This window comes from Cytophaga sp. (assembly GCF_051961495.1).
Classification (GTDB): Bacteria; Bacteroidota; Bacteroidia; order Cytophagales; family Cytophagaceae; genus Cytophaga.
Map to the genome: position 1 here is coordinate 1 of NZ_JBQCDF010000304.1, position 6,430 is coordinate 6,430.

3 protein-coding genes are annotated in these 6,430 nt (G+C 37.5%); 2 read left to right on the forward strand and 1 reads right to left on the reverse strand.

Annotation, left to right across the window (positions count from 1 at the left end; all coding sequences use genetic code 11):
* The coding region (locus tag ACTHJT_RS16875) for a DegT/DnrJ/EryC1/StrS family aminotransferase (protein ID WP_440240372.1) at positions 1-272 on the forward strand (272 nt) is incomplete at its 5' end.
* A gap of 95 nt (positions 273-367) precedes the next feature.
* On the forward strand, positions 368-4,633 hold the full coding sequence (locus ACTHJT_RS16880; protein ID WP_440240374.1) for a CHAT domain-containing protein: 4,266 nt from the start codon (positions 368-370) through the stop codon (positions 4,631-4,633).
* A gap of 94 nt (positions 4,634-4,727) precedes the next feature.
* Here ACTHJT_RS16880 and tamL read toward each other — a convergent pair.
* Positions 4,728-6,430 (reverse strand): translocation and assembly module lipoprotein TamL (tamL, locus tag ACTHJT_RS16885; protein WP_440240376.1); only part of this gene is annotated, 1,703 nt, incomplete at its 5' end.

Consider the following 6,430-nt stretch of genomic DNA (forward strand, 5'->3'; position numbering starts at 1 on the left):
CACACGGCATAGATAACGCATGGCTGACATGTATAGAATTACCTGTTTCTGTTACTCCGGATCATATAATCAGCAGTCTTGAAAAAGAAAATATTGAAAGCAGAAGATTGTGGAATCCCATGCACAATCAACCTGCCTTTAAGCAATATAATTCCTACAGGAATGGTTGTTCAGATTCAATTTTTGGTAGAGGATTATGTGTACCTTCCGGTACAGGTCTTGTCGAAAAAGATATTATTCACATTACTGATATAATGAAGCGCAGTCTTTAATTTGTGCAATTTTGTACAATACTTATTTACAGCCTCTATTGTCCGTCTCTTACAATTTTAGGAACTTACAGCATTGATATTTTAAATAATTAAACATGAATACATTGTTACGGAAAGTCTTTTTGATTGTTGGCTTAAGCATTTCTTTTCTGGCTACAGCTGCTGAAGGCCCTTTTGAATCTGCATTCGCAAAAATTGAAGCTTACTATGAAAAAGGTGATTATAAATTAGGGGTCCGTTCAAACGGAATTCTGATTAATAATTTACTTTCTTCAAACAAGTCCGATGCCTTGATACTGGCGCGGGCATATTTTTTATATGCACGTGGATCTGAGCTGGACGGCAATTTTACAGCTTATGAAGAATACATGGCCAAAGGAGATAATGAATTAAAAAAGGCTTCGAAAGAAGATGTGTATCAATATGCGAAATCCATTAATTACGCCATTAATACCTACCTGTCGTATAAAGACTATGTACATGCCGCGAATTACCTGGGTGATATTTACAGTATCATACAAAAAGGCGGATTGAAAGATTCGAACCTGTTTTATGACCTCAAGAAAAGTTCTGTAATTACGTTGTACCGTCAGGGCTTTTATATCCGGGCGCAGAAAGGACTTACTGAAATTATTGCTTTCAGGAAAAGACAAATCGTAAAAGAAGAAATGCGTACGGACCCGAAAACCGGGTACCCAAAAGTATACAAACTTAAAACAATGGAGCTCATGCTGCGCAAACGTGAATATGCACGTATGCTTAATATGCAGGCCGAAATGTTTCTGGATAATGGAAATTATAAATCCATGGATTCCATCCTCACCAATGCCAATGCATGGATCAAACAGAATGTCGGAACGAAGGATCTCTGCTACGTAGAGAATCTTTTTTATAAAGGGAGGTTAGCCGAAACGCTTGGGAAAGTAAAAGATGCAAACAAGTTTTATGATCAGGCTTACGAAACACTTCTAAAAACAAAATACGGCAGATACAAGAATTACAGTCGTGAAGCCATCCTTATTTTTGAATATTTAATACCTACATACAAATTAACGAGCCAGAGTTCTGACTTCAGAAAAAAGGAAACCATGTTTGACGTACGCGTAAAACGCTATTACGGAAACGATAATTACTATTACAGTAAAGTATTATTGCTTGATATCAAACAACGTATAATCAATGAAGATTGGGAAGGTGCAATCAAAAATCTTGATAAGATCCTGGCTAAACAAGGTATGATTCCGATGGTACATCTGGATCGTGCCTATCTGCTGGAGTTATTGTCTGATGCGTATGTTGAACTTGATAAATACGACGAAGCGGAGCTTGCCATTGAACAGGCCACAGATATTAAATTAAAACTTCTTGGCGACCAATCTCCTAATTACCACATGCAGCTGCTGGATCGGGCAACATACTATGTAATGTATACGGATAAATTCAAGCAGGCCGAAGAGACTTATAAATACAGTCTGGATCAGATCGTAAGCAATGCGATTGATCATCAGCATGTGAAATACATTACCTATCTGTATCAGGAAGCGCAGTTATTTGAATTGACCGACAGGTTTGATGAAGCACAACGGGTTGCTGCAGAAGCATTGACTATTGTTACTAAAAGATACGGCACACTTAATGTGAATTATGGAACTGCATTGCAAGTACAGGCCAACCTGGATATTTATCAGGGAAATTACGGAAATGCCGAATTGAAATTAGGTGAAGCACTTGCCCTGTTTAAGAAATATGCTTTACCTACCGATAATCTTGCCTATGCCGCTGTACTTGAAACTCAAGCCCGTTTATTTATTATTGAAGGTCTGTATGATGACGCTGAAAGAAATTTAAAGAAAGCCCTGAAGTTATCTAAACGTACATTGAAATCTTCTAAACTTTCTTCTTCGATTGAAGAACTTGCTATCCTTTATATTCATATCGGTAAATATCAGGAAACGGAAGAAAGTTTATTAAAATCTATTCAGTTACGTGAAAAACGGTTTGGTGTAGATAACAGAACATTGATTAATCCACTGAACCAGATTGGTTTTTTATATTTTATCAAAGGCGATTATTCCAAAGCTGAAAAATACGCTACACGTGCAATGAACATCTGCGCGTCGATTTTTGGAACGAGCTCTCTCCGATATGCTGAATCGCTGAAACTGTATGCGGATATCCATACCGCTATTGGAGATTATAATACAGCTCAGATAAATATTTTGAAGGTAATGGATATTTATAAAAAGTTGTATGGCGAGGAACACGTGCAGGTGGCTCTTGCCAAAAATGATCTGGCTCTTATTCTTTATTACAACAAAGGGAAAAATTCTGAAATTGAATCCTTGTTCCTGGCTTCCTTAAAAACAATTAAAACTGAGCTGAATGAAAATACACCAATTTATGCGGATGTATTGAAGAACCTTTCTTTATTCTATCTGGAAACCGGTAAAGAAGATTTAGCGGAACAAAATCTTGAAGCGGCAAATAAAATCTGGCTGGCTAAATTTGGAGCTACAGACAGGCATGCTGCTGATTATAATTATTTGAAAGGACTTATCAGCTACCGCAAAGAAAAATATGTAGACGCGAATATGTCTTTCATTAAATCGAAAGATATATATGCTGAATCGTTCAGTACGAATCATCCGGATTATACAAGAGCTTTGTGTAAGAGCGGACAAATGTATTTTATCTTAAAAGATTTTGATAATGCAGTGAAATCTTATGACGAAGCCATAAAAGGCTATCTGGAATTTATTAATGTACAATTCCCTGCCTTGAGTGAACGTGAAAAAATGAAAGCATGGAATATTATTAAAACCGATTTTGAATTTTACTATTCCATGGCTTATCAATTACAGGAAAACAGACCTGAATTGATGGGGAACGTATACAACATGACTTTGTCAACCAAGGCATTGATGCTGAATTCTTCTATCAAAGTCCGCCAGCGTATTCTTAACAGCGGTAATAAACAGCTGATTGATGCCTATCAGAACTGGATTGGTAAGAAAGAATATCTGGCAACAGTGCTTTCAATGAGTAATGAACAGATACAGGAGAATGGTGTAAACAAAGCCGAACTTCAGAAAGAAATTGAATCGCTTGAGAAGTATCTTTCAGAGTCTTCTGAATTGTTCTCGGATAGTTACGAAAGTAAACTTGTATTTGACTGGAAACAATTGAAGAACGCACTTACACAAAACGATGTTGCGATTGAAATGATCCGTTTCAGACATTTTAATACAAAATTCACCGATACTACTATATATGCTGCATTGGTATTGCATAAAGACACGAAATCTTATCCGGAATTGGTTGCCATGACAAATGGAAAAGAAATGGAAACGAGATATGTTAAATACTATCGCAATTGCATGAAATTTAACATTGAAGATCAGTCTTCTTATAACAATTACTGGAAAAAAATTCAGGCAGCAATACCTGCGGGTAAAACCAGAATTATTATTGCTCCGGAAGGTGTTTTCAACCAGATTAACCTGGAAACATTAAAAGGACCTGATGCAAAATATCAATTGGAAAAATATCAGTTTGTTCAGGTTGCCAATACTAAAGACGTACTAACAGAATTCTATAAAAATCAACGTAAGACAGCAGCACCTGTTGCTGAAACAAAAACAAAATCAGGTAAGCTTACTCTTGTTGGTAATCCTGTTTATTATGTGAACAGCACTATTGATGTGAATGATAGAACCATTCCACAATTACCTGGTGCGGAGAAAGAGGTTAAAGAAATCGCTGATCTCCTGCAACAAAACAATGTACCTTCAGATCTTCTCATTGGAGAAGCTGCCACAGAAGAAAAAATTAAATCATTGAAGAGCCCGCGTTTCTTCCATATTGCAACACATGGATATTTCCTTCCCGATCTAAAGAAATCTGGTTTTGATTCTGAACTGGAAAATGAGTCTTCCCAAAACCCATTATACCGTTCAGGTTTATTGCTTTCAGATGGCGGTGAATTATTGAATGATCAGGACAACGTAGACTTTAACAAGCAAGATGGTTTACTGACTGCTTATGAAGCGATGAACCTTGATTTCGATAATACTGAATTGGTTTTATTAAGTGCTTGCGAAACAGGTCTGGGTGATGTACAATTGGGCGAAGGTGTGTATGGTTTACAACGCGCCTTTATTGTTGCCGGATCAAATAACTTAATTATGAGTTTGTTTAAAGTGTCTGATGAAATAACAGCAGACTTGCTAAATGAATTTTATAAAAACTGGTTGAAAACAGGGAATAAACGTAAATCTTTGTACGATGCCAAAATGTATATCCTGCAGAAATACCAGCAGCCTATTTATTGGGGCGCATTTGTGTTGGTAGGTCTGGATTAAGTTCCAAAGGCTTATTAAACTAAAAAGGTGGTGTGATCTCATACCACCTTTTTAGTTTAGTATTGAATAAGCAATAAGTATGATATATAATAGTTTAGAACGGATAACCAATTGCAATATTCAGAATCAGGTTTTGTCTCCGCCAGTCTTTGCTGCTCAGGTTCATATTGTCAAGTACCCATCGTTCACCTTCGTCCAGCCAGGGCTTTCGTACAGGAGTAGCTAAATCCAGACGTATAATAAAGAAACTCAGGTCTGCACGTAAACCAAAACCTCCGCCAACAGCAAGTTCCGTAAATGCTTTTTCTAATTTGAATTGTGCGCCTGGTATTAAATCATTGTTCTTATATAACCACACGTTACCGGCGTCTACAAAAAAAGCTCCTTTAAAAATACTTACAATCGGGAAACGGTATTCCGCACTCCATTCAATTTTTATATCACCACCTTGCTGGATGAAATAAGAACTTTGTAAACTATCAGGCAACCGATACGTACCAGGACCCACAGAGTTGACCGGAAATGCGCGTAAGCTGTTCGCACCACCAGAGAAGAAGCCTCTTACAAAAGGTAGTGCTGAAGAGTTGCCATAAGGAATGCCCCAACCTAATATCATGCGGCTTGCAAAAACAGTTTTTCGGGTAACTTTCAAATAATTGCGCAAGTCAATATCGAACTTGGCATATTGCGCGTAGGCAATGCCGGCAATAGTTTTGGCACCGATACTATTTTCCGGACTTCCGCTAAGCGCGTTTAATGCACTGAGTGTATTTCCTGAGATATCAATATTGCCATTGAAATAGATCTGATTTTTTCTTCTCGGGTATACCTGCTGGTTATAGGTGTATGAATACATAACACCCGCAATCAGCTGGTCTTCATAACGACGCCTTAGGGCGGGATTGCTCAGGAGTAATGCATTGAAATCATCGCTGATGTGGCTGATGTTGAAAAAGCTGATGTTGATCGGTCGAAGGTAATGTTCAATAGGTAAAGATTCTTTCCATTTGTATCCGAAAGATAATTGCAGTGTGCGCATTTCAAAATAATTCACACGTTTCAGAAATGTATAGCTGGAAGTGAATAATGTGTTTGGTGTAAAATAGCTGGAAGCCTTTACAGGGAAGGGAAGTATAAACCTTGGAATAGTAAAGTTCATCTGTGGGCCGAATTCGTATGTGTACAAACCTTTGAACTGACCATTTAACTGGGTTTCAATAGAACCATGAAATCCTAAGCTTAATTTTTCTCCTCCTTTGAATAGATTCTTATCTGTATAGTTCAGGTTCAGGCCCGGGCCAATAAAATTATTGGATTTACTTACCATATCAACTTCAATACTGACAGAACGTTTGGGCAAAGGCGAAAGGTGAATATATACATCTAAGTGTGTGGAATCTTTTTCATCAATGGAGATGTCTACATATTTAAAGAGATTCATACCCATGAGCCTGCTTAAAGTCAGTCTTTGGTTTTCTCTTGAATAATAATCACCTGCTTTTAAATATACGTACTGCGCAATAGGTGAGGGTTTGAAATCTTCGTTCAGGTATAAAATTACATGGTCTATGTTTGCTGTGTCTGCTTCATGTATAAAATGCCTGGCAGTATAGCTGCTGTCCAATAAAACATAAACACCGGAAAGTGTATACCTGCGGATACTTTTTTCGGTAGTTTGTGGTTTGAGTTTTAGTCGCATCACCACGCTGGAAGTGGCGCCTATAGTATCTGCTTCGTATACCAGAAATTCAGGATTGAAATGATAGTAACCATTGTTCTTCATTAACTCATCGATCC